This window comes from Mesorhizobium sp. B2-5-7 (assembly GCF_006440875.1).
GTDB lineage: Bacteria > Pseudomonadota > Alphaproteobacteria > Rhizobiales > Rhizobiaceae > Mesorhizobium > Mesorhizobium australicum.
Map to the genome: position 1 here is coordinate 296,961 of NZ_VFUO01000003.1, position 20,566 is coordinate 317,526.

At 65.1% G+C, this 20,566-nt stretch carries 18 protein-coding genes; 9 read left to right on the forward strand and 9 right to left on the reverse strand.

Annotated features, from left to right (window positions below; genetic code table 11):
- Positions 1 to 7 precede the first annotated feature (7 nt).
- The 6 genes from tsaE to FJ543_RS15295 all read left to right on the forward strand — a co-directional run bounded on the left by tsaE (position 8) and on the right by FJ543_RS15295 (position 9,690).
- Entirely contained in the window at positions 8 to 1,519 is a 1,512-nt protein-coding gene (gene tsaE, locus FJ543_RS15270; protein WP_140875784.1) for a tRNA (adenosine(37)-N6)-threonylcarbamoyltransferase complex ATPase subunit type 1 TsaE, read from the forward strand.
- Positions 1,516 to 2,244, forward strand: coding sequence for a nucleotidyltransferase family protein (locus FJ543_RS15275; RefSeq protein WP_015314363.1), 729 nt, complete (start codon positions 1,516 to 1,518; stop codon positions 2,242 to 2,244). Before tsaE ends, FJ543_RS15275 begins: the two co-directional genes overlap by 4 nt.
- Positions 2,241 to 5,375, forward strand: coding sequence for a double-strand break repair protein AddB (gene addB / locus FJ543_RS15280; RefSeq protein WP_140875786.1), 3,135 nt, complete (start codon positions 2,241 to 2,243; stop codon positions 5,373 to 5,375). Before FJ543_RS15275 ends, addB begins: the two co-directional genes overlap by 4 nt.
- Positions 5,372 to 8,878, forward strand: a complete 3,507-nt coding sequence (gene addA / locus FJ543_RS15285; RefSeq protein ID WP_140875788.1) for a double-strand break repair helicase AddA — start codon at positions 5,372 to 5,374, stop codon at positions 8,876 to 8,878. The genes addB and addA overlap by 4 nt, the downstream gene beginning before the upstream one ends.
- 74 nt (positions 8,879 to 8,952) lie before the next feature.
- Positions 8,953 to 9,276: a thioredoxin gene (trxA, locus tag FJ543_RS15290; RefSeq protein ID WP_015314366.1), complete on the forward strand. Its 324-nt coding sequence runs from the start codon at positions 8,953 to 8,955 to the stop codon at positions 9,274 to 9,276.
- Between the two features lie 132 nt (positions 9,277 to 9,408).
- A complete protein-coding gene (locus tag FJ543_RS15295) occupies positions 9,409 to 9,690 on the forward strand; it encodes a cupin domain-containing protein (protein WP_015314367.1) in 282 nt (93 codons plus the stop codon).
- 192 nt (positions 9,691 to 9,882) lie between these two features.
- Here FJ543_RS15295 and FJ543_RS15300 read toward each other — a convergent pair whose 3' ends face one another.
- From FJ543_RS15300 to FJ543_RS15320, 5 genes are all read right to left on the reverse strand, one after another.
- A complete protein-coding gene (locus FJ543_RS15300; RefSeq protein ID WP_140875790.1) occupies positions 9,883 to 11,208 on the reverse strand; it encodes a folylpolyglutamate synthase/dihydrofolate synthase family protein in 1,326 nt (441 codons plus the stop codon).
- A 165-nt stretch (positions 11,209 to 11,373) separates the two neighbouring features.
- On the reverse strand, positions 11,374 to 12,300 hold the full coding sequence (gene accD, locus FJ543_RS15305) for an acetyl-CoA carboxylase, carboxyltransferase subunit beta (protein WP_015314369.1): 927 nt from the start codon (positions 12,298 to 12,300) through the stop codon (positions 11,374 to 11,376).
- 48 nt (positions 12,301 to 12,348) lie between these two features.
- The gene (trpA, locus tag FJ543_RS15310) at positions 12,349 to 13,188 is read right to left on the reverse strand and encodes a tryptophan synthase subunit alpha (RefSeq protein ID WP_140875792.1); all 840 of its coding nucleotides are present in this window, start codon (positions 13,186 to 13,188) and stop codon (positions 12,349 to 12,351) included.
- 60 nt (positions 13,189 to 13,248) lie between these two features.
- Positions 13,249 to 14,499 carry a tryptophan synthase subunit beta gene (trpB, locus tag FJ543_RS15315; protein ID WP_015314371.1) on the reverse strand — a complete coding sequence of 417 codons (1,251 nt, stop codon included), beginning with the start codon at positions 14,497 to 14,499 and terminating at the stop codon, positions 13,249 to 13,251.
- Positions 14,500 to 14,588: 89 nt separating this feature from the next.
- Complete coding sequence (locus FJ543_RS15320; protein WP_140876182.1) at positions 14,589 to 15,248, reverse strand: phosphoribosylanthranilate isomerase; 660 nt, start codon at positions 15,246 to 15,248, stop codon at positions 14,589 to 14,591.
- Positions 15,249 to 15,359: 111 nt separating this feature from the next.
- On the opposite strand from FJ543_RS15320, the gene FJ543_RS15325 reads away from it, so the two are divergent.
- Complete coding sequence (locus FJ543_RS15325) at positions 15,360 to 15,578, forward strand: hypothetical protein (RefSeq protein WP_041163587.1); 219 nt, start codon at positions 15,360 to 15,362, stop codon at positions 15,576 to 15,578.
- Positions 15,579 to 15,584: 6 nt separating this feature from the next.
- On the opposite strand, the gene FJ543_RS15330 is transcribed toward FJ543_RS15325, so the two are convergent.
- The 4 genes from FJ543_RS15330 to FJ543_RS15345 all read right to left on the reverse strand — a co-directional run bounded on the left by FJ543_RS15330 (position 15,585) and on the right by FJ543_RS15345 (position 18,973).
- Positions 15,585 to 16,343, reverse strand: a complete 759-nt coding sequence (locus FJ543_RS15330) for a M48 family metallopeptidase (RefSeq protein ID WP_140711652.1) — start codon at positions 16,341 to 16,343, stop codon at positions 15,585 to 15,587.
- 99 nt (positions 16,344 to 16,442) lie between these two features.
- On the reverse strand, positions 16,443 to 16,925 hold the full coding sequence (locus FJ543_RS15335) for a DUF2852 domain-containing protein (protein WP_127873324.1): 483 nt from the start codon (positions 16,923 to 16,925) through the stop codon (positions 16,443 to 16,445).
- A gap of 117 nt (positions 16,926 to 17,042) precedes the next feature.
- Complete coding sequence (locus FJ543_RS15340) at positions 17,043 to 18,185, reverse strand: benzoate/H(+) symporter BenE family transporter (protein WP_140876183.1); 1,143 nt, start codon at positions 18,183 to 18,185, stop codon at positions 17,043 to 17,045.
- Between the two features lie 2 nt (positions 18,186 to 18,187).
- Positions 18,188 to 18,973, reverse strand: a complete 786-nt coding sequence (locus FJ543_RS15345; protein ID WP_140719148.1) for an alpha/beta hydrolase — start codon at positions 18,971 to 18,973, stop codon at positions 18,188 to 18,190.
- Between the two features lie 222 nt (positions 18,974 to 19,195).
- Between FJ543_RS15345 and infC the strand changes: the two genes are divergently transcribed.
- Complete coding sequence (gene infC / locus FJ543_RS15350; RefSeq protein WP_023772325.1) at positions 19,196 to 19,732, forward strand: translation initiation factor IF-3; 537 nt, start codon at positions 19,196 to 19,198, stop codon at positions 19,730 to 19,732.
- 162 nt (positions 19,733 to 19,894) lie between these two features.
- Entirely contained in the window at positions 19,895 to 20,542 is a 648-nt protein-coding gene (locus tag FJ543_RS15355) for an isoprenylcysteine carboxylmethyltransferase family protein (RefSeq protein WP_140875794.1), read from the forward strand.
- Positions 20,543 to 20,566 lie beyond the last annotated feature (24 nt).

A 20,566-nucleotide genomic window follows, 5' to 3' on the forward strand; every position in this document is an offset into this window, starting at 1 on the left:
GCGCTCGATGACGGAACCGGTGCTGGAGCGTTTGCTCGCCGACGAGACCCAGACAGCCCGGCTGGGCGAGGATCTGGCGTTGGCGCTGCGCGTGGGCGACGTGCTGGCGCTCAAGGGCGATCTCGGCGCCGGCAAGTCGACGCTGGCAAGGGCACTGATCCGGGCGCTGGCCGACGATGCCGGTCTCGAAGTGCCGAGCCCGACCTTCACGCTGGTACAGAGCTACGATACCCGCGTGCCGGTTCACCATTTCGATCTCTACCGCCTGTCCTCGGCGACCGAGCTCGACGAACTCGGCTTCGAGGAGTCGCTGGCGCAAGGTGCCGCCCTGATCGAATGGCCTGAACGGGCTGACGGCTACCTGCCCAAGGCGACGGTGCTGATCGAACTCGTCCAGCATGGCGAGGGCCGGCTGGCCCAATTGTCGGGGCAAGGCGCTACCTTCGACCGTATGGCGCGCTCGCTGGCCATGCGCGGCTTTCTGGAGAGCACCGGCTGGGGGCAAGCGCGGCGCCGGCACTTCATCGGCGATGCCTCGGCCCGCTCCTACGAGATCGTAACGCTTGCCGGCGAGGCGCCGCGCGTGCTGATGAACTCGCCGCGGCTGGTGCTCGGCCCGCCCGTGCGCGACGGCAAACCCTATGCCGTGATTGCCCATACGGCGCAGTCGGTGTCCGCCTTCGTCGCAATCGACCGTGCGCTGCTGGCCGCCGGGGTCGCGGTGCCCAGGATCGACGCGCAGGATCTCGACCAGGGTTTCCTGCTGCTCGAGCATCTGGGCTCGGAAGGTTTCCTCGACGGCAATGGCGAGCCGGTCGCCGAACGGTACGAGGCGGCGGCCGAACTGCTTGCCATGATGCACGGCAAGGCTTGGCCTCACCGCATGGAGGCGGCTCCCGGCGTCGTTCATGACGTGCCGCCCTTCGATCGCGACGCCATGCTGATCGAGGCCGACCTGCTGATCGACTGGTACGTGCCGGCGATATCGGGCGAGCCGGCAAGCGAGGCGCTGCGTTCCGGCTACCACAAGACATGGAATGCGCTTCTCGACCGGCTGCAAGGCAGCGAATACACGCTGATGCTGCGCGACTTCCACTCGCCTAACATCATCTGGCGCGGCGAGCGATCCGGCCTCGACCGGCTCGGCATCGTCGACGTCCAGGACGCGCTGATCGGGCCTTGCGCCTATGACGTCGCCTCGCTCGCCATGGACGCCCGCGTCACCATGGCGCCCGAGATCGAGAAGCGGACGCTCGACGCCTATGTCGCCGCGCGTCATGCAGCAGGCGGCTTCGACGAAGAAAGCTTCCTCGAAGCCTATGCAATCATGGCCGCGCAGCGCAATTCCAAGATTCTGGGTATTTTCGTGCGCCTCGAAAAACGTGACGGCAAACCCTATTATCTCAGGCACCTGCCGCGCATCCGTGACTATCTCAGGCGGGCGCTGTCGCATCCCGCGCTCGCCGACCTGCGGGATTTCTACAGCGCGCACGGGCTGCTGGAGGAACGAGCGCTGTGACAACGAAACCGGACACCGCCATCGTTCTTGCCGCCGGGCTCGGCAAGCGCATGCGGCCGATAACCGACGCTATGCCCAAGCCGCTGGTCAGGATCGCCGGCAAGACGCTGCTCGACTGGGGCCTCGACAGCCTGGCGGCGGCCGGCGTCGGCAAGGCGGTGGTCAATGTCCATTACCTTCCCGAACAGATTGTCGCTCATGTGGCCGCGCGCCGCGCCCCGCGCGTCGTCATTTCCGATGAGAGCGACCGGCTGCTCGATTCCGCCGGCGGCATCGTCAAGGCGCTGCCGGAGCTCGGCCAGGAGCCGTTCTACATCCTCAACGCCGATACATTCTGGATCGACCACGGCCCGCTCAATCTCGGGCGGCTTGCCCTTGCATGGGACGCCGCGAAAATGGATATTCTGCTGATGCTGGCGGATCTCCATCAGGCGACAGGGCACTGTGGCAGCACCGATTTCCTGGTGGCGCCGGATGGCGCCCTGCGGCGTTCGAAAGGCGATCCCGCTGGCCTGATCTATGCCGGCGCGGCGATCATCCATCCGCGCCTGTTCAAAAACGCACCCGCCGAACCGCATTCGCTCAATGCCTATTTCGACAAGGCGATTGCCGGCGGCCGCCTGTTCGGCATGCCGATGCATGGCCACTGGATAACCGTCGGCACGCCCGATGCCATTCCGCTCGCCGAAGACGCAGTGGCCGGCGCACTCATCGGATCGCAATGAGCGGCTCAAGCCGCGTTTTCTCCATTCCCTCCGGAGCGCCGTTTCTGCCGACGCTGGCCGAGGCGCTGCTTGACGGCCGCCTTATCCCCGGCTTTCGGTTCGACGGTGACCCCCTCGCTTTGGCCGATGTTACCATCTATGTGCCGACGCGCCGGGCCGCTCGTGCCTTGCGCGGCGTCTTCGTCGACAGCCTGAAGGCGCGTGGCGGCGGCGGTTCGGCGATCCTGCCGGTGATCCGGCCGCTCGGCGAATTCGACGAGGATGAGGCCGCATTCGAGACCGATCCAACGGCGGCAATCGATCTCGCGCCCGCGATCCCCGCCACCGAGAGACTGTTGCTACTGACGCCGCTGGTGCGGGCGTGGAAACGCCGGTTGCCCGCCCATGTCGCGGCCCTCTTCGCCGAGGAGATCGTCGTCCCGGCCTCCACCGCCGACGCGATCTGGCTGGCGCGCGATCTGGCCGGACTGATGGACGAGATCGAGACGGAAGGCACCGATTGGGCCAAACTTGCCGGCCTCGTCAGCGGCAACCTTGCCGGATGGTGGCAGGTCACGCTCGAATTCCTCGGCATCGTCACCGATGCCTGGCCGAAATTCCTCGCAGAGAGCGACCGCTCCAACCCAGCCGCGCATCGCAGCGCCTTGATCCGTGCCGAGGCCGCGCGGCTGCGGCGCAATCCACCCGCCGGGCCGGTCATAGCCGCGGGGTCCACCGGCTCCATACCCGCCACGGCGGAACTGCTTGCGACCATCGCCGGCCTGTCCGGCGGTGCCATCGTGCTGCCCGGCCTGGACCAGATGCTCGACGAAGCCTCCTTCCAGGCTCTCGTCGCTCCCGGCGCGCGTCCAGCCGTGCTGGGCCATCCGCAATACGGCCTGGCAAAGCTGATCGGCAAGATCGGCGTGCTGCGCGGCGATGTCGAGGAGATCGATGCGGCCGAGCCGAAGCTCGCGCGCCGCGCCGCCCTTGTCGGCGAGGCGCTGCGGCCGGCCGAGACCACGGAATTATGGGCGGAAACACGAAACGGGTTTTCAGTGTCCGATATCGCCGGCGCTTTCGCCGACGTGACGCTGCTGGAGGCGGCAAGCGAGCGCGACGAAGCCGTCGCGATCGCCGTCGCGCTCAAGCAGGCAGTGGAAGAACCCGGCCAAAGGGCCGCTCTCGTGACCGGCGACCGCGCGCTGGCACGCCGCGTCTCGGTCGAGCTCAAGCGCTTCGGTGTCGTTGCCGACGATTCCGGCGGCACGCCGCTGTCCAACACGCCGGCGGCCAGCCTGCTCAGGCTGGCGCTCGAAGCGGTGTTCCGGCCGGGCGATCCGGTCGGCCTGTTGTCGCTGCTCAAGCATCCCCTGCTTGGCCTGGGTCTGGAACGGGTCAACGTGCGCCACGCGGCGGAATTGGTCGAACTGGTGGCGCTGCGCGGCGGCACCGGCCGCCCTGACATCGCTTCGCTGCCGGATCTTTTCGAGGCCCGCCTCACCGGGCTAGGCGACGGCAGCCGGCCGCCGTTCTGGTTTGCCCGCCTGACCGTGCGCTCCATTGAGGTTGCGCGGACCCTTCTCGCACGCCTGGCTGACGCGCTGGCGCCGCTTTCGATCTTTCGCGGCCAGGCGGAGGCCGGCCTTGCCGCGCTGGTCGAAGCCAGCGTCGCTGCCCTGGAAAATCTCGGCCGTTCCGCCGACGGTGGTCTTGGCGAACTCTACGCCGGCGATGCCGGCGAAAAGCTCGCCGAACTGCTGCGCGGGCTGGTCGCGGCTTCGGCGCCGCTGTCGTTCGCGGCAATCGAATGGCCCGATGTGATGGAGGCGCTGATCGCGCCCGAGACCGTCAAGCCAGCGCAAGGCACCGACAGGAACATCGCCATCTGGGGTGCGCTGGAGGCGCGGCTGCAGGATGTCGACACGCTGGTCATCGGCGGGCTCAACGAAGGGGTCTGGCCGCGCAAGCCGGAGAGCGACCGCTTCATGTCGCGGCTGATGAAGACCGGCATCGACCTGGAACCGCCGGAGCGGCGCATCGGGCTTGCCGCGCATGATTTCCAGATGGCCATGGGCGCGAGACATGTGGTGCTGGCCCGCTCGGCGCGTGCCGGCGACGCACCTGCCGTGCCGTCGCGCTGGTTGCAGCGGCTGCTCACCTTCATCGGCAACGATCAGGCGGCGGCACTGCGCCGGCGCGGCGATGAGCTGCTTGCCTGGGCGCGCGCGCTCGACACGGGACCGAAGCGGGATTTCGCGCCACGACCGCAGCCGAAGCCGCCGCTTTCGGTTCGCCCGACGCATTTCTCCGTCACCGAGATCGAGACGCTGCGCCGCGACCCCTACGCTGTCTATGCCCGGAGGATCCTTGGCCTGACGCCGCTCGATCCGCTCGTCCGCGATCCGGGTGCGGCGGAGCGCGGCACGCTGTTTCACGCCATCCTGCATCTCTTTTCGTCCGAGGTGGCCGACCCGCGCGCGCTGGACGCATTGGCCGGGCTCATCGCCGCCGGCCGCGCCTGTTTTGCCGAGGCGGCGCTTCCGGCCGATGTCGAGGCGGTGTGGTGGCCGCGGTTCGAAAAGCTCGCCGCCAACATCATCGAATGGGAGCGAACGCGCGCCGACGCGGTCATCCAGCGGCATGCCGAGGAGCGCGCCGGCAAGACTGTGGTCGGACAGTCCGGCGTAACGCTGTCCGGCTATGCCGACCGTGTCGATCTGCTGGCCGGCGGCATGGCGGACATTCTGGACTACAAGACGGGCTCATCGCCTTCCAAGGCACAGGCCCATACGCTATTGGCGCCGCAACTGGCGTTGGAAGGGGCGCTGCTCAGACGTGGCGCATTCAAGGATTTGGGCACGCGCGAACCGTCGCAACTGGCCTTCATCAGGTTGAAGCCGAATGGCGAGGTGTTCGAGGAGTCCATACTCGAACACAACCGCCAACCACGCACCGCCGCCGATCTTGCCGAAGAGGCCTGGGCGCGGCTGGAAAAACTGCTGATCCATTATGCCGACCCGGCGACCGGCTATCTGTCGCGCGCGCTGCCGTTTCGCGAAGGCGAAACCGATGGCGATTACGACCACCTCGCCCGCGTGCTCGAATGGTCCGCCGGCGGCGACGCCGGGGATGAGGGAGGGGAGGCATGAAGAAGGCCTATCCGATCCCGAGCGATACGGCTTCGAGCCAGGCTCGGGCCGCCGATCCCGGCAATTCGGCCTGGGTGTCGGCCAATGCGGGATCGGGCAAGACGCACGTGCTGGCCCAGCGCGTCATCCGGCTGCTGCTCAACGGCACCGATCCCTCGAAGATATTGTGCCTGACCTATACGCGCGCAGCGGCCGCCAACATGTCGAACCGGGTTTTCTCCACGCTGTCGGAATGGACATCGCTGGGTGACCTGGAGCTGGCCGCCAAAATAGAGGCGCTGGAAGGGCGCCGGGCCGATCGCGACACCATGCGCCGCGCCCGCCGCCTGTTCGCCGAGGCGCTGGAGACGCCTGGCGGGTTGAAAATCCAGACCATCCACGCCTTCTGCGAATCCGTCCTGCATCAGTTCCCCCTGGAAGCCAACATCCCCGCCCATTTCGAAATGCTCGACAGCCAGATGGAGGCCTCGCTTTTTGCCGCTGCGCGCCGCGAGATGATCTCCGCCGCCGGCGACAGGACTTTGGCGGAGGCCTTCGCCACTGTCCTGGAACGCGGCGGTGAAGCCGGTCTCGACGCCTTGCTTGGCGAGATCGTGCGCAAGCGTGACGGGTTGCGCCATTTCCTCGATGCTGTCGGGCGTGACGGCTTCCAGCCGCTGTTCGATGAATTCCATTTCCAGCCCGGCCAGACCGCCGAAGGCATAGCGGCATCTGTATGGCCGCTGCCTGGTTTCCTGCCGGACTATTTTGCCGGCTTTGCCCAGGCAGCCGAAGCCACCGACGCCAGGTCGGTGTTGAACAACATCCTGCCCTATGCGCGCCAGGCCTTCGCCGAGAGCGACCCTCTCCGCCGGCTGCCGTTGCTTGCAAGAGCCTTCCTCAAGACCGACGGCGATCCTTATGATCCGGCAAAGGCGTTCAAAAAGGCGCTCACCGACCGGCTGCCTGAGCTGGCCGAGCGCTATGTGTCGGCCGCCAGCGCCATCATGGAGACTGTCGACCGGCTGGCGCTATTCCGGATGCTGGAGGGCACACGCGCGGCCCTGACCATCGCCGACTGGCTGATCGCACGATACGAAGTGCTGAAGCGCGGCCGCGGCTTTCTCGATTTCAACGACCTGATCACCCGCACGGTGAACCTTTTGGCGCGGCCCGATGCCGGCCCATGGGTGCAATACAAGCTCGACCAGGGCATAGATCACATCCTGCTCGACGAGGCGCAGGACACCAGCCCGGATCAATGGGAGGTGGTGAAGCGGCTGGCGGAAGAATTCTTTGCCGGCTTCGGCGCCCGCGAGCGGGTCCACCGCACGGTCTTTGCCGTCGGCGACGAGAAGCAGTCGATCTACTCCTTCCAGGGTGCGGCACCCGACTCCTTCGCCGACAGCCGGTTGTTGTTCGCCGGGCGTGTGCGCGATGCCGAAGCGTCCTTCGCCGACCTCAAGCTGACCTGGTCGTTCCGCTCCACGGACGATGTGCTGGCCGCCGTCGACCGGGTCTTTGCCGATCCCATCGTGCGGCGCGGCATCAGCCACGATCCCGATCCGCTGAACCACAAGGCCATCCGCACCGATGCGCCAGGCTATGTCGAGGTCTGGCCGTCGGTCGGTGCCGAGGCCGTCGACGAGCCCGACGACTGGGCGCAAGCGATCGATCATGCCCATGCGCCGGCGGTGCGCGTCGCCGAGAATGTCGCGGCCACCATTGCCGGCTGGATCGGCAAGGGGGAAATCATCGAGGGGCGTGGCAAGCGGCTGCGGCCGGGCGACGTGCTGGTGCTGGTGCGCAAGCGCGACAGCTTCGTCCACGCGCTGACCCGCGCGCTCAAGCGCCGCGACATCCCGGTTGCCGGCGCCGACCGGCTGAGCCTGTCGGGCCATATTGCCGTCAAGGACCTGATCGCGCTCGGCCACCTTTTGATCCAGCCGCAGGACGATTTGTCGCTCGCCGCTCTGCTGCGCAGTCCGGTCTTCGACCTGCCGGAAGAGACACTGTTCACGCTCGCCGCGCAACGGCCGTCCGGCGTGTCGCTGGCGGCATCGCTACGCCAGCATGCCGGCGGAAGCGAAACGCTCGCGGCGGTGGTCGCGCAACTCGACGGCTGGGCTGACGAGGCCGCCTTCAAGCCGGTGTTCGAATTCTATGCCGCCCTGCTGGCGCGCGATGGCGTACGCCGCAAGATGATTGCGCGGCTCGGGCCGGAAGCCGGCGATATTCTCGATGAGTTCCTGAGCTTCTGCCTTGCCGAAGAGCGGACCGGCCTGCCCGGGCTGGAAGCCTTCCTGTCGACACTGGAAAACGCCGGCCCCGAGATCAAGCGCGAGATGGATCAGACCCGTGACGAGGTCCGGGTCATGACCGTGCACGCGGCCAAGGGCCTTGAGGCGCCCGTGGTGTTCCTGGTCGACGGCGGTTCCGCCCCGTTCAGCGACCAGCATTTACCGCGCCTGATGCCTTTCGACGGCTCTGGCCGACATTGGGATGGCAGGGGCTATCTCTGGCGTTCGGCCAGCGACGTCGCCAACGGCTTCTCGAAGACGGCCGCCGCTCGCGCCCGCGAACTCGCCGACGACGAGTACCGCCGGCTGCTCTACGTCGGCATGACGCGCGCCGAGGACCGGCTTATCGTCTGCGGCTATCACGGCAAGCGGGCGCCGAACGCCGGCACATGGCATTCGATCGTCAGCCGCGCGCTGAGCGGCGCGCCCGAAAGCGAACAGCGTCCGCATCCTGCCGGCGGGGAGCCTGTCTACCGTTTCCACATCACCAAACTGCCGCCGGTTGCGCCAAGTCCGGGCGAACAGGCACGGCAGGCCGATGCTTTCGGACCCTTGCCGACGACCCTGTTCAGGCCCTTGCCGCCTTTCGAGGACCTGCCGCGTCCCCTGTCGCCGTCGGGCGCCTCGGCGCTGATCGAGGAAGGCAAGGAAGCGGTGGTCGACAAGGCGTCGCCGGTGCTGGACGCCGCTGCCGAGCCGGGTTTTGCCGTGCTGCGCGGGCTCGCCCTGCACAAACTGCTGCAGATGCTGCCCGGCATCGCCGAGGACGCACGGGTGGACGCTGCGAAGCGTTATCTCTCCCGAACGGGTGCGGCGTGGCCTGAGGCCGAGCGTGAAAAGGCCCTGGCATCGGTCATCGCCATCCTTGCCGACCCCGGCCTCGGTCAGCTGTTCGCGCCCTCCTCGCGCGCCGAGGTCGCGATCATGGGCAGCCTGGAGGTCAAGGGCAAAATCCGCTCCATTTCGGGCAAGATCGATCGGCTGGCGGTGACCCCGAATGCGGTCTCGATCGTCGACTACAAGACCAACCGGCCCGCACCCGCCTCCCTGGCGGAAGTCCCGCCGGCCTATCTGCTTCAGCTCGCGCTCTATCGCGCCCTGCTGCAGCCGCTTTATCCCGGACGGGAGGTCAAGGCAGTCCTGCTGTTCACCGAAGCGCCAAGGCTGATCGAACTGCCGTCCCGGGCCATGGACGACGCCCTTGCCCGACTCACGGGAGCGTGACACAAGAACTGCTTGAAGAAGGGCGCGACAACCACCACATTTGGTGGGACGAAAAATTTCGAAAGGATTTCCGCATGACCACCGTCAAGGTCGACAAGAACAATTTCCAGGCTGACGTGCTTAATGCCCAGGTGCCGGTTGTGGTTGATTTCTGGGCGGAATGGTGTGGCCCTTGCAAGATGATCGCACCGGCGCTCGAAGACATCGCCACTGAGCTCGGCGCCAAGGTAAAGATCGCCAAGCTGAACATCGACGAAAATCCCGAGCTTGCCGCCCAGTTTGGCGTGCGCTCGATCCCGACGCTGATGATCTTCAAGGGCGGCGAAGTGGCCGACATCAAGGTTGGCGCCGCGCCCAAGACCGCACTGTCGCACTGGGTCAACGGCAATCTCGCCTGATGCCATCTGAATTCGAAGCATTGAGCCCGGCCATCGCGCCGGGCTTTTTGTTGGCGTCATCGGTGCGCCGCTCTGGCCCTCACATCGGGCCACTCCATGTCCTCTGTTGGCAGCAGAAGCAGGGAGAGAGAAATGACCGGATCCGCCAAGGCCACCGTCTTCATCGACAACGAACGCGTCATCGTCACCGAGTACCGCTTCCAGCCGGGCGACAACACCGGCTGGCATCGCCACGGCCACGACTATGTCGTGGTGCCACTGATGGACGGCAAGCTGAAGCTGGTGACCAAGGACGGCGAAACCTTCGCCGAGATGAAGAAAGGCGCGCCGTATTTCCGCAAGGAGGGAGTGGAACACGACGTCGTCAGCGCCAATGAGGGCGAGTACGCTTTTATCGAGATTGAGCTGAAGTAAGCGGCAATCCTGACGTTGACCGAAGCCTCCTTCACTTCGTCATACCAGGGCGAAGCAGGAGCGAAGCTCCGTCGCGAAGACCTTGGTATCCATGCCGTGACGGCCCTCGACGAATGCAGCTGAAGGAAATTCCGCACCGCTGCTTCGCTTCGCTCCTCGCTACGCCCTGGGATAACGAGGCAATAGGCGGCCTCAGGTTGGGGGCGTGCCGTTCTCGGCGAGAACCGCGCCGGCCAGGTAAAGTGACCCGCCGATCAGGATGCGCGGCGTCGGGCCGTCCCAGGTGTCGCGCAGCAGCATCAGGGCGCTGGCGACGGAGCTTACCGGCTCGGCCGTCAGCCCGGCTTCCGTGGCACGGATCGCCAGTTCGTCATTCGGCACACCGGCATCGCTCATGCTCACCGGCACGGTGTAGACATGCCGGACGAGGCCCTTGAAGGCGCGGAAATAGCCGGCCTGGTCCTTGGTGTTGATCATGCCCGAAATGAGGAAGAGCGGACGCGGGTTCTTTTCTTCCTGCTCGGCCAGCGCTTCGGCGACGACGACGCCGGCGCCAGGATTATGGCCGCCGTCGAGCCAGATATCGGCGCCCCTAGGCGCCAGTTCCGCCAGCCGGCCCTGCGCCAGCTTCTGCATGCGGCCCGGCCAGGCGACGTTGGTCATTGCCTTCTCGGCGGCGCGGTGGCTGATCTCGAAGCCGGCCGCCTTGACCGCGGCGATCGCGGCGGCCGCATTGGCGAACTGGTGGCGACCGGGCAGCCGCGGCGGCGGCAGATCCATCAACCCATCATCGTCCTGGTAGACCATGCGGCCGTTTTCCTCGAAGGCGAGAAAATCCTGCCCGTAGACCAGGGTCGGGCATTCCAACCGCTCGGCGGCGTCGATCAGCACCTGCAGCGCCGTCTCGCTTTCCTGCGCGCCGATGACCACCGGGCAGCCACGCTTCATGATCCCGGCCTTTTCGGCGGCGATCAGTTCGACGCGATCGCCGAGATAGGCCTCATGGTCCATCGACACCGGCATGATCACCGACACGGCCGGCCGCGCGACGACATTGGTGGCGTCGAAACGGCCGCCAAGACCGACCTCGATGATCGCGACATCGGCCGGATGTTCCGAAAACAGGATGAAGGTGACGGCGGTGAGAATTTCGAAGACGGTGATCTTCTGGCCTGCATTGGCCTTGGCAACGCGGGCAATGGCCTCCGCGAAGATATCGTCGTCGACCAGCCTGCCGCCGCCTTCGGCGGCCAGCCTGTAGCGCTCGTGCCAGCTGACCAGATGTGGCGAGGTGTGGACATGGACGAGCCGGCCGGAGGCTTCCAGCAGCGCCCGCGAGAAGGCGGCGCAGGAACCCTTGCCGTTGGTGCCAGCGATGTGGATGACCGGCGGCAGCAGGTCCTGCGGATTGCCCAACCGTTCCAACAGCCGCGTGATGCGGTCGAGCGAAAGGTCGAAGCCCTTCGGGTGAAGCGCCATCAGGGCTTCGATTTCGCGGTCCGCGGCAAGCGTCGTCATGGCAAATCCCGTGCATGGCCTGGAGCCAGAAGCGCTCCCGCAAAGACCATGGCTATCGAAAGGCTACAGCGCGCAACGGATGCCGCGCAATCGCTGTTCGCGGCGGCCAATGTCGCGTCAGGCCAGTCTCACGTCAGGCCAGTCTCGCGTCATGTCGATGTAGCGTCAAGCTTGCGGCCGGACTTCGGCGGCAACCACGGCCGGCGGCAAGATTTCTGGTTCCAGAGGCTTCTGCTCTTCCGGCATCTTGAGCAGCATCTTCAACAGGCGGGCGATGGTCTCGCGCAGCTCCAGCCGCGACACCACCATGTCGACCATGCCATGCTCCATCAGATATTCGGAGCGCTGGAAGCCGTCCGGCAACTTCTCGCGGATGGTCTGTTCGATGACACGCGGCCCGGCAAAACCGATCAGCGCGCCGGGCTCGGCGATGTGCACGTCGCCCAGCATGGCATAGGAGGCGGTGACGCCGCCGGTGGTCGGGTTGGTCAGCACGACGATGTAGGGCAGGCCGGCTTCCTTCAGCCTATCGACACCAACCGTGGTGCGCGGCAATTGCATGAGGGACAAAATACCTTCCTGCATGCGCGCGCCGCCGGAGGCGGCGAACAGGATCAACGGCCGCTTGCGCTGCAAGGCGACCTCGAAGCCATGCACGATGGCATCACCCGCAGCCATGCCGAGCGAACCGCCCATGAAAGCGAAATCCTGCACCGTCACCACCACCGGCAAGCCCTCGACGGTCCCCAGCGCATTGATGATGGCGTCTTCCAGGCCGGTCTTGGCCTTGGCGTCCTTCAGCCGGTCGACATAGCGTTTCTCGTCACGGAACTTCAGCGGATCCTGCATGACCTTGGGATTGTCCAGGGTCTCGTACTTGCCGTCATCGAAGAAGAATTTCAGCCGCTCCTTGGCCGAGATCTTCATGTGATGGCCGGAAGACGGGATGACGAACTGGTTGGATTCCAGGTCCTTGTGGAACACCATCTCGCCGGTCTCGGGATCCTTGATCCAGAGATTCTCGGGCATGTCGGTGCGCCGGCCGAGCATCGAATTGATCTTCGGGCGAACGTAGTTGGTGATCCAGTTCATCGCTTCGGCTCCTGTCCTGACGAAGAGTTGGGTAAAGACGTAGGGAAACTATTCGGCGGCAGCAAGGCGGGCCGAACGCACGCCTTGCGCAAGGCCGCTGACCAGCGTGGCGACTGCCTCGGCCGGATCGGCGGTCTTTTCACCCTTCGGCCCCAGCACGTTCGCGACCGCGTTGACGATCGCCGTGCCGACGACCACGCCGTCGGCGTTGGCCCCGATCACGCGCGCCTGTTCGGCGGTCTTGACGCCGAACCCGACGCAGACCGGCAGGTTGGTGTGACCCTTGATGCGCTGGACCGCTGTGGCGACCTTGCCGGTGTCGGCAAGCGCCGAGCCGGTGATGCCGGTCATGGACACGTAGTAGACGAAGCCGGATGTGTTCTGCAGCACCTTGGGCAGGCGCTTGTCGTCGGTGGTCGGCGTCGCCAGCCGGATGAAATTGATGCCAGCCTTCAGCGCCGGGATGCAGAGTTCCTCATCCATCTCCGGCGGCAGGTCGACGACGATCAGCCCGTCGATGCCGCTGGCGATCGCGTCCTTCAGGAAGCGGTCGACGCCATAGATGTAGATCGGGTTGTAGTAGCCCATCAGCACGATCGGCGTTTCATCGTCGCTGGCGCGGAAGTCCGACGCCATCTTCAGCGTCTTGACCAGCGTCTGGCCGCCTTTGAGCGCCCTGAGGCCCGCCGCCTGGATCGCCGGGCCGTCGGCCATCGGGTCGGAAAACGGCATGCCGAGCTCGATGACGTCGGAGCCGGCGCCGGGCAGCGCCTTCATGATCGACAGCGAGGTTGCATAGTCTGGGTCGCCACCCATGAAATAGGTGACGAGGGCCGGGCGGCCTTCGGCCTTCAGCTTCGCCATGCGGCGGTCGATGCGGGTTGTCATGTCAGGCCCTTTGGACGAATTTTGCTCATAATCAACTCCCAGGTCGAACGGTCCAAGGGACTAGATCTCCATGCCCAGCATCGAGGCCACCGTGTGCACGTCCTTGTCGCCACGGCCGGACAGGTTGACGATGACGATCTGGTCCTTGTCCATGGCGGGCACGATCTTGACCGCATGGGCGATGGCGTGCGCGGATTCCAGCGCCGGGATGATGCCTTCGACGCGGGTCGTCAGCTTGAAGGCCTCGAGCGCCTCGTCGTCAAGGATCGGCACATAGTCGACACGGCCGGAGTCGCGCAGCCACGAATGCTCCGGGCCGACGCCGGGATAATCGAGGCCGGCCGAGATCGAATGGCCGTCCATGATCTGGCCGTCGGCATTCTGCAGGAGATAGGTGCGGTTGCCGTGCAGCACACCGGGGGAGCCGGCATTCATCGAGGCGCAATGCTCGATGCCGTCGAGGCCGCGCCCGCCGGCTTCGATGCCGATGATACGAACTTCCTTGTCATCGAGGAAGGGATGGAACATGCCGATGGCATTGGACCCGCCGCCGACGGCAGCGATGATGGTGTCGGGCAGCCGCCCCTCCTGTTCGAGGATCTGCGCGCGCGCCTCGGTTCCGATCACCGACTGGAAATCGCGCACCAGTTCCGGATAGGGGTGCGGGCCAGCCGCGGTGCCGATCAAATAATAGGTGTCCTCGACATTGGTCACCCAATCACGAAGGGCTTCGTTCATGGCGTCCTTCAGCGTGCCGTGGCCGGCGGTGACGGGCCGCACTTCGGCGCCGAGCAGCTTCATGCGGAAGACGTTGGGGCTCTGCCGGGCAACGTCGGTCGCGCCCATATAGACGACGCAGGGAAAACCGAAGCGGGCCGCGACGGTCGCCGACGCCACGCCATGCTGGCCAGCACCGGTCTCCGCGATGATGCGCTTCTTGCCCATCCGCTTGGCCAACAGGATCTGGCCCAGGCAGTTGTTGATCTTGTGCGAACCGGTATGGTTCAAATCCTCGCGCTTGAAATAGACTTTCGCGCCGCCCCCGAGACCCTTCGCCGAGGAAACCTCACGAAGATGCCTGGTCAGGCCCTCGGCGAAGTAGAGCTTCGACGGCCGTCCGGCATAGTGGGTCGAAAGACCGGTCAATTCGGCCCTGAAATCCGGATCGTTCTTGACCTCGTTCCAGTTTTTCTCCAGGTCGAGGATCAGCGGCATCAGCGTTTCGGCAACGAAACGACCGCCGAAAATGCCGAACATGCCCTGTTCGTCGGGTCCGGTGCGGAAGGAATTGGGTGTCGCCGGCTTGTTCATCGCCGATCTCCTGATCTGTACTTTGAGCATGTCCTGTCGGAAAACCGGTTCCCACTTTTCCGGGACATGCTCAGGGTTCGAAATTTTGTTCAGGCAGCGCGGTCGTCCCGCGCGGCCCTGACGGCCCGGAAAAACTGTTCGATCAGCGCCGGATCCTTGACGCCCGAGGCGCTTTCCACGCCTGACGAAATGTCGATCGCGGGCGGATTGGCAAGCCTAAGGGCATCGCCGATGTTGGCGGCGTTGAGCCCACCGGAAAGCATGTAATCGATCCCGGCGTCAAGGCCGGCGAGAATGCGCCAGTCGAAGGCGACGCCATTGCCGCCCGGCAGCTCCGAGCCCTTTGGCGGCTTGGCGTCGAACAGGAACCGGTCGGCGATGCCGACAAACGGCTTTATCCGTTCGAGATCGGCGGCCTCGCTGAGCGGCAACGCCTTCATCACCGGCAGCCCATGGCGGGCTTTCAGTTCAGCCACTCGCTCGGGGGTTTCGGAGCCGTGCAGTTGCAGCATGTCGGGCTGCAGCTTTTCGACGATTTCGTCGAGGAAGGCCTCTCTGGCATCGACGGTGACGGCAATCGCCAAGGCCTTGCCACGAGCCGCTTCGCGCAGACGGCCGGCTTCGGCCGGCTCAACATAACGCGGGCTTTTTGGAAAGAAAATGAACCCGACATGGCTGGCGCCGCCGGCCAGGGCCGCGGCCATTGCCTGGTCGGTCTTCAAGCCGCAGATCTTGATGTCGAGCGCCATGGCGCGGAATTGGCACGAAAAGCGCCAAGAGTCGAGAAAAAGCATGCTGTTTGCCGGCAAGGCCAAAGGCGCTACCTATGGATGGACAGCATGCAAGGCGGGAGCACAGCCATGGCCGACCAGACCGTTGCCGAACTGAAGCAGAAGATCGCGCAGGCGCGCGAGGTCATAGCGCACCTCATGGACAGGGCCGCCTTCAACGGCGCCGAGGCGCATCGGGCGCTGGATTATTTCGGCGGCGAGGCTTTCGATCGGAACTTTCTACCCTGGCCGCACCATGGCGACGAAGGGTTGCGGCCGGATGAGCTCAATGCGGCGAATGATGATTGAGGCGCCCTACTCGAACACAATCGCCTGCAGGGCGCCGCCATTGCGCTTCAGCCAATCCTTGCAGCGCTCGGTGTCGGGGCAGAGCTTTTCGCATAGTTTCCAGAATTTCGGCCCGTGGTTCATCTCCTTGAGATGCGCCACCTCATGCGCGACGAGGTAGTTTATGACAGGCTGCGGCGCCATCATGATGCGCCAGGAAAAGGACAGATTGCCTTCCGAAGTGCAGGAGCCCCAGCGGCTGGAGGTGTCCTTGTAGCGGATCGCCTTGGCGCGTTTGCCAAGCGCCTCCGTATGCTTGACGACCAGCTTTTCGATTTCCTTCTTGGCCTCGCGCTTCAAAAAATCGGCGATGCGGCGCGGCAGATGGATGCGGTCGCCATGCACGATCAGCAGCGGGCCACGGTCGTCGCGCGATATGGTGACAGTGCCGCGCTTTGACGGCTCATGCACGATACGGTGGGCCACGCCGCGCACCGGAATCTTTATGCCCGGACGCACCTGCGGCCGCGTCGGCACCTTGGCCAGCCGCTGTTCCAGCCAGTCCTGGTGGCGGTCGAGGAACCTGTCCACTTCGCCGCGGCGCAGGCCCGGCGGCACGGTTATGCGCAGGCCCTGTCCGCCGGAATCGATGCGCAGCGTCAGACGCTTTGCCCTGGCGCTCTCGACGATCTTGAGCGGCAGCGTGCGGCCGGCGACGCAATATTCCCGCTCCACCACAGGCGTGGGTTTGGGCTTCGTCAGATTGCGGAAGAACCCGATGGTCATGGCGGGACGATACGCGATTCGAGGAGAACGAATAGAACAAAAAAGAAACGGCGCCGCTCGCGCGACGCCGTCATCATACCTTGGCCCTGCGGCCGGGCTTCAGTCGTCGAGCAGGTTCGAGCCTTTGCCACGCTTGGTGGGGGTCGTTCCGGTGCTCGGATCGGTCTTGGCCGGCGCGGTCGACTTGTTGCGGTTGGCCATGAACCGGTCGAACTCGTCCTGATCCTTGGCGCGGCGCAATTCGCGGGCATACTCGTCGAACTGCGTCAGCATCTCGTCGAGCTTGCGGCGCTCTTCGTTCAGACGCTCAAGCTCCTTTTCGCGCCAGTCGTCGAAAGCGACGTTGCCGGTGCGGGCGGAGCCGTTGCCCCAGCGCGCGGCCTTGTCGGAGCCACGGCGGCAGCCGGCGAAGATGCCGTCGGTCGCGCGGTTGACGTCACGCTTGAAGCCCTCGAGCCGGTCGCCCCAGATGATGTAGGCGAGCATGGCGAAGCCGAGCGGCCAGAACACCATGAAACCGATCACCATCAACGCGATGGTCGCCGGCGTCCAGGCCGGGCGGATCAATGCAGATGTGTTCATTTTCTCCCATTCCTTCGGTTGGAGACAGCCAGAACCGGCTGCGTGGAATCGAAATGGGAAGGCGAAAACGGCGATTCAAGACAATGTCCGCCAAAACCGAACAAGGGCCTGAAATGATTATCGCTTTTTGAGCATATCGAGGAAAAGCACGACCAACCCGGCGATCAGGCCCCAGAATGCGGCGCCGACACCGAACAGCGTCAGCCCGGAGGCGGTCACGACGAAGGTGACGGTTGCGGCCATGCGCTCGCTCTCGTCCTTCAGCGCGATCGCCAGCGCGTTGGCGAGCGACCCCATCAGCGCAAGTCCCGCCACCAGCACGATCAGGGTCTGCGGCAGGACGGCGAAGATCGCCACCAGCGAAGCGCCGAAAATTGCGAAGACGAGATAGGCAAGCGCGTAGAACGGCCCGGTCTTCCAGCGCTCGGCGGGATCGGGATGGACGTCAGGGCCGGTGCAGATGGCCGCCGAGATCGCGGCCAGATTGGTGGTTCCGGCACCGAATGGTGCCGACAGGAGCGAAAACAGGCCGGTGACGCCGATCAGTGGGCCAGGTTCAGGGTGGTAGCCGGCCGCCCGCAGTACCGCCAGCCCCGACAGGTTCTGCGAAGCCATGGTGACGAGGTAGAGCGGCAGCGCCAGGCCGATGATCGCCTTGGCGGTGAAATGGGGAGCGATAAACGTCAGTGTCGACAGTTCGGGCGCGGGCAGGCCGCCGACACGGCCCGTAAGGAAGGCGGCAAGGCCACCGCCAACCAGCACCGCCAGCACCGACAGCGCCGGATTGAACAGCCGGATGACGAAGAATGCCGCGATCAGCGGCAGGATGAGCCAAGGGTCCGCCGGGATGGCCTTCATGGCATTGATGGCGAAGGTGACGACGATGCCGGCCAGCATGCCGGAGGCGACCGAAGCCGGTATTCTCGATATCAGCCGGGTCAGCGGCCCAAACAGGCCGGTAGCGACCAGCAGCACGCCCGTGACGATATAGGCGCCGACGGCCTCGCCCATCGAGAAGCCGCTCGAGGCGGCGACCAGTGCAAGGCCTGGCGTCGACCAGGCGGTGATGACAGGCATTTTCGTGCGCCATGACAGCCACAGGCACTCGACGGTCATGGCCAGGCAGATCGCCGTCACACCGCTTGCCGTCTCGACCTGCGTCGCGCCGACCGCCTTGGCGGCGGCAATGACGATGGCCAGCGTGCCGCCGAAACCGACGATGGCCGCGACGAAGGCGGAGATCGGGATGGACAGGCGCATCGTCACTGGCCTCGCCTGGCCATATCGCCGACCGCCCGCACCAGCATGTCGAGATCCTGCGGCCGCGACAGGCGGTGGTCGCCGTCAGGGATCAGCGACAGCGTGACATCGTCGGCCGGCAGCAGGCTGACCAGCCTCAAGGCATGGCTCGACGGCACGTCGGCGTCGGCCAGTCCCTGCAGGATGTGAACCGGGCAATGCGTGTCGATCGGCCCGGTCATCACCCGGTTATCGCGCCCATCCTCGATCAGGGCGCGGGTGTAGACGTAAGGCTCGGGGGAATAATCCGAGGGTTCCGCGAAGAAGCCCTTTTCGGCGAGATCGCGCTTCTGTGGCTTGGTCAGCACCGGCTCGATCAGGTCGCTGGTAAAATCCGGCGCCGGGGCCAGCAGCACCAGGCCGACGACGTTTGCGTCGCCCGCCTTGCGCAATTCCTGCACCATGCGCAGCGCGATCCAGGCGCCCATCGACGAACCGACCAGGATCTGATCGCCTTTGGCGAAATGCCGGAAGACGGCAAGGCTTTGCGCAAGCCATTTCGAGATCGTGCCGTCGGCGAAGGCGCCACCGGATTCGCCATGGCCGGAATAGTCGTGCCGCAGGAAGGCCCGGCCTTCCCGTGCCGCCCAGTCCGACAGCGTCTCGGCCTTCGTGCCCAGCATGTCCGACTTGTAGCCGCCGAGCCAGACGATGCCGGGCGTCGAGCCGGCTGAATGGCGCACCGCGATATCAGATCCGTCGACATCCAGAAAAGTTGGAGCCAGAGAGGATGGGGGCGTGGCGATCATGGTTTTTTCCTCAGGCCCGTCTTTTGGCACGCGGTCCTTGTGGCACAGCCGGAGGCGTGGCGAAAAGTACTCGCGCTGTTTCTTTGTTTGGTGCAGGCCAGCGATCAGGGTGATTTTCTGTCAATGCTGTGCTATTGACTCCGCCCGCGCGCTCACCACATTGGCGCGTCCACGTATCAAGACCGACAAATCCCGAACGAAACGGCCAAGGAGACCACGACCATTCGCAGACCTTTCAAAGCAGCGGCGCCGACCAAGGATGGGCCGCGCTCCAATCGTGACATCCGGGTTCCCCGGGTCCAGCTTATCGACGCCGACGGCCAGAATCGCGGCGATATTTCCATCAACGACGCATTGCTGCTCGCCGAAGAGGCCGGGCTCGATCTCGTCGAAATATCGCCCAACGCGGTCCCCCCCGTCGTAAAAATCCTCGATCTCGGCAAGTTGAAATACGCCAACCAGAAGAAGGCGGCCGAGGCGCGCAAGAACCAGAAGGTCATCGAGATCAAGGAGATCAAGATGCGCCCGAACATCGACAGCCATGACTACGAAACCAAGATGAAGGCGGTGCGCCGCTTCTTCGAGGAAGGCGACAAGGTCAAGCTGACGCTGCGCTTCCGCGGCCGCGAGATGGCGCATATGGAACTCGGCATGCAGCTTCTGAACAAGGTGCGCGAGGAGGTGGCGACCATCGCCAAGGTGGAAGCCGAGCCGAAGCTCGAAGGCCGCCAGATGATGATGGTGCTGGCGCCGCGCTAAGGTTTGCGGAACGCACTTGGATCACGATGACGTCAGGCCCGGACATCGCGCTCTAATCCGCCTGAATTGTGCTACAGGGCGTCCCGGCGATCGGCGGGACGCCTTATTTCTTAGCTCAAAGCTGCGATCGCCGGCAAAGCTCTTCGACGATCGGATTCCCGCATGGCCAACGACAAGGTTTCGGACGTCAAGGACGTCAAACACGGGCTGGGCAACTACCAGCAGATGCGCCGGCTGGTGCTTGCCGTGCTCGTGGTGGTGCTGTTTCTGGCGCTGCTGTTCGGCCAGTCGACCTTCCCGCCGGACACGCCGATGCACGAAACGATCGAGATGTTCGGCGTGCTCTTGATTTTCCTCGGCATCGTCGGGCGCCTCTGGGCGACGCTCTATATAGGCGGGCGCAAATCCTCCGAGGTGGTGACCGGCGGCCCCTACTCGATCACCCGCAACCCCCTCTACGTGTTCTCGACCGTGGCCGCCGCCGGCGTCGGCGCGCAGATCGGCTCGTTCTCCGGCATCATTCTTTTCGCGGTTCTGTGCGCCGGTGCCTTCCATATCGTCATCCTGCGCGAGGAGAAGTTCCTCAAGGAGGCGCTCGGTGCACCCTATGCCGACTATCTGGCACGCGTGCCGCGCTTCTTCCCCAAGCTTTCGCTCTACCAGGAAGGCGACACCGGCAGCTTCAGGCCGAGCCTGCTTTTGACCACACTGCTCGACGGGCTGGTGTTCCTGATCGCGCTGCCGGCTTTCGAACTGATCGACGGCGCGCAGTTGTCGGGCATGCTGCCGGTCTGGTTTAGGCTGCCCTGACCGGGGACAGTGCGTCGCACGGTG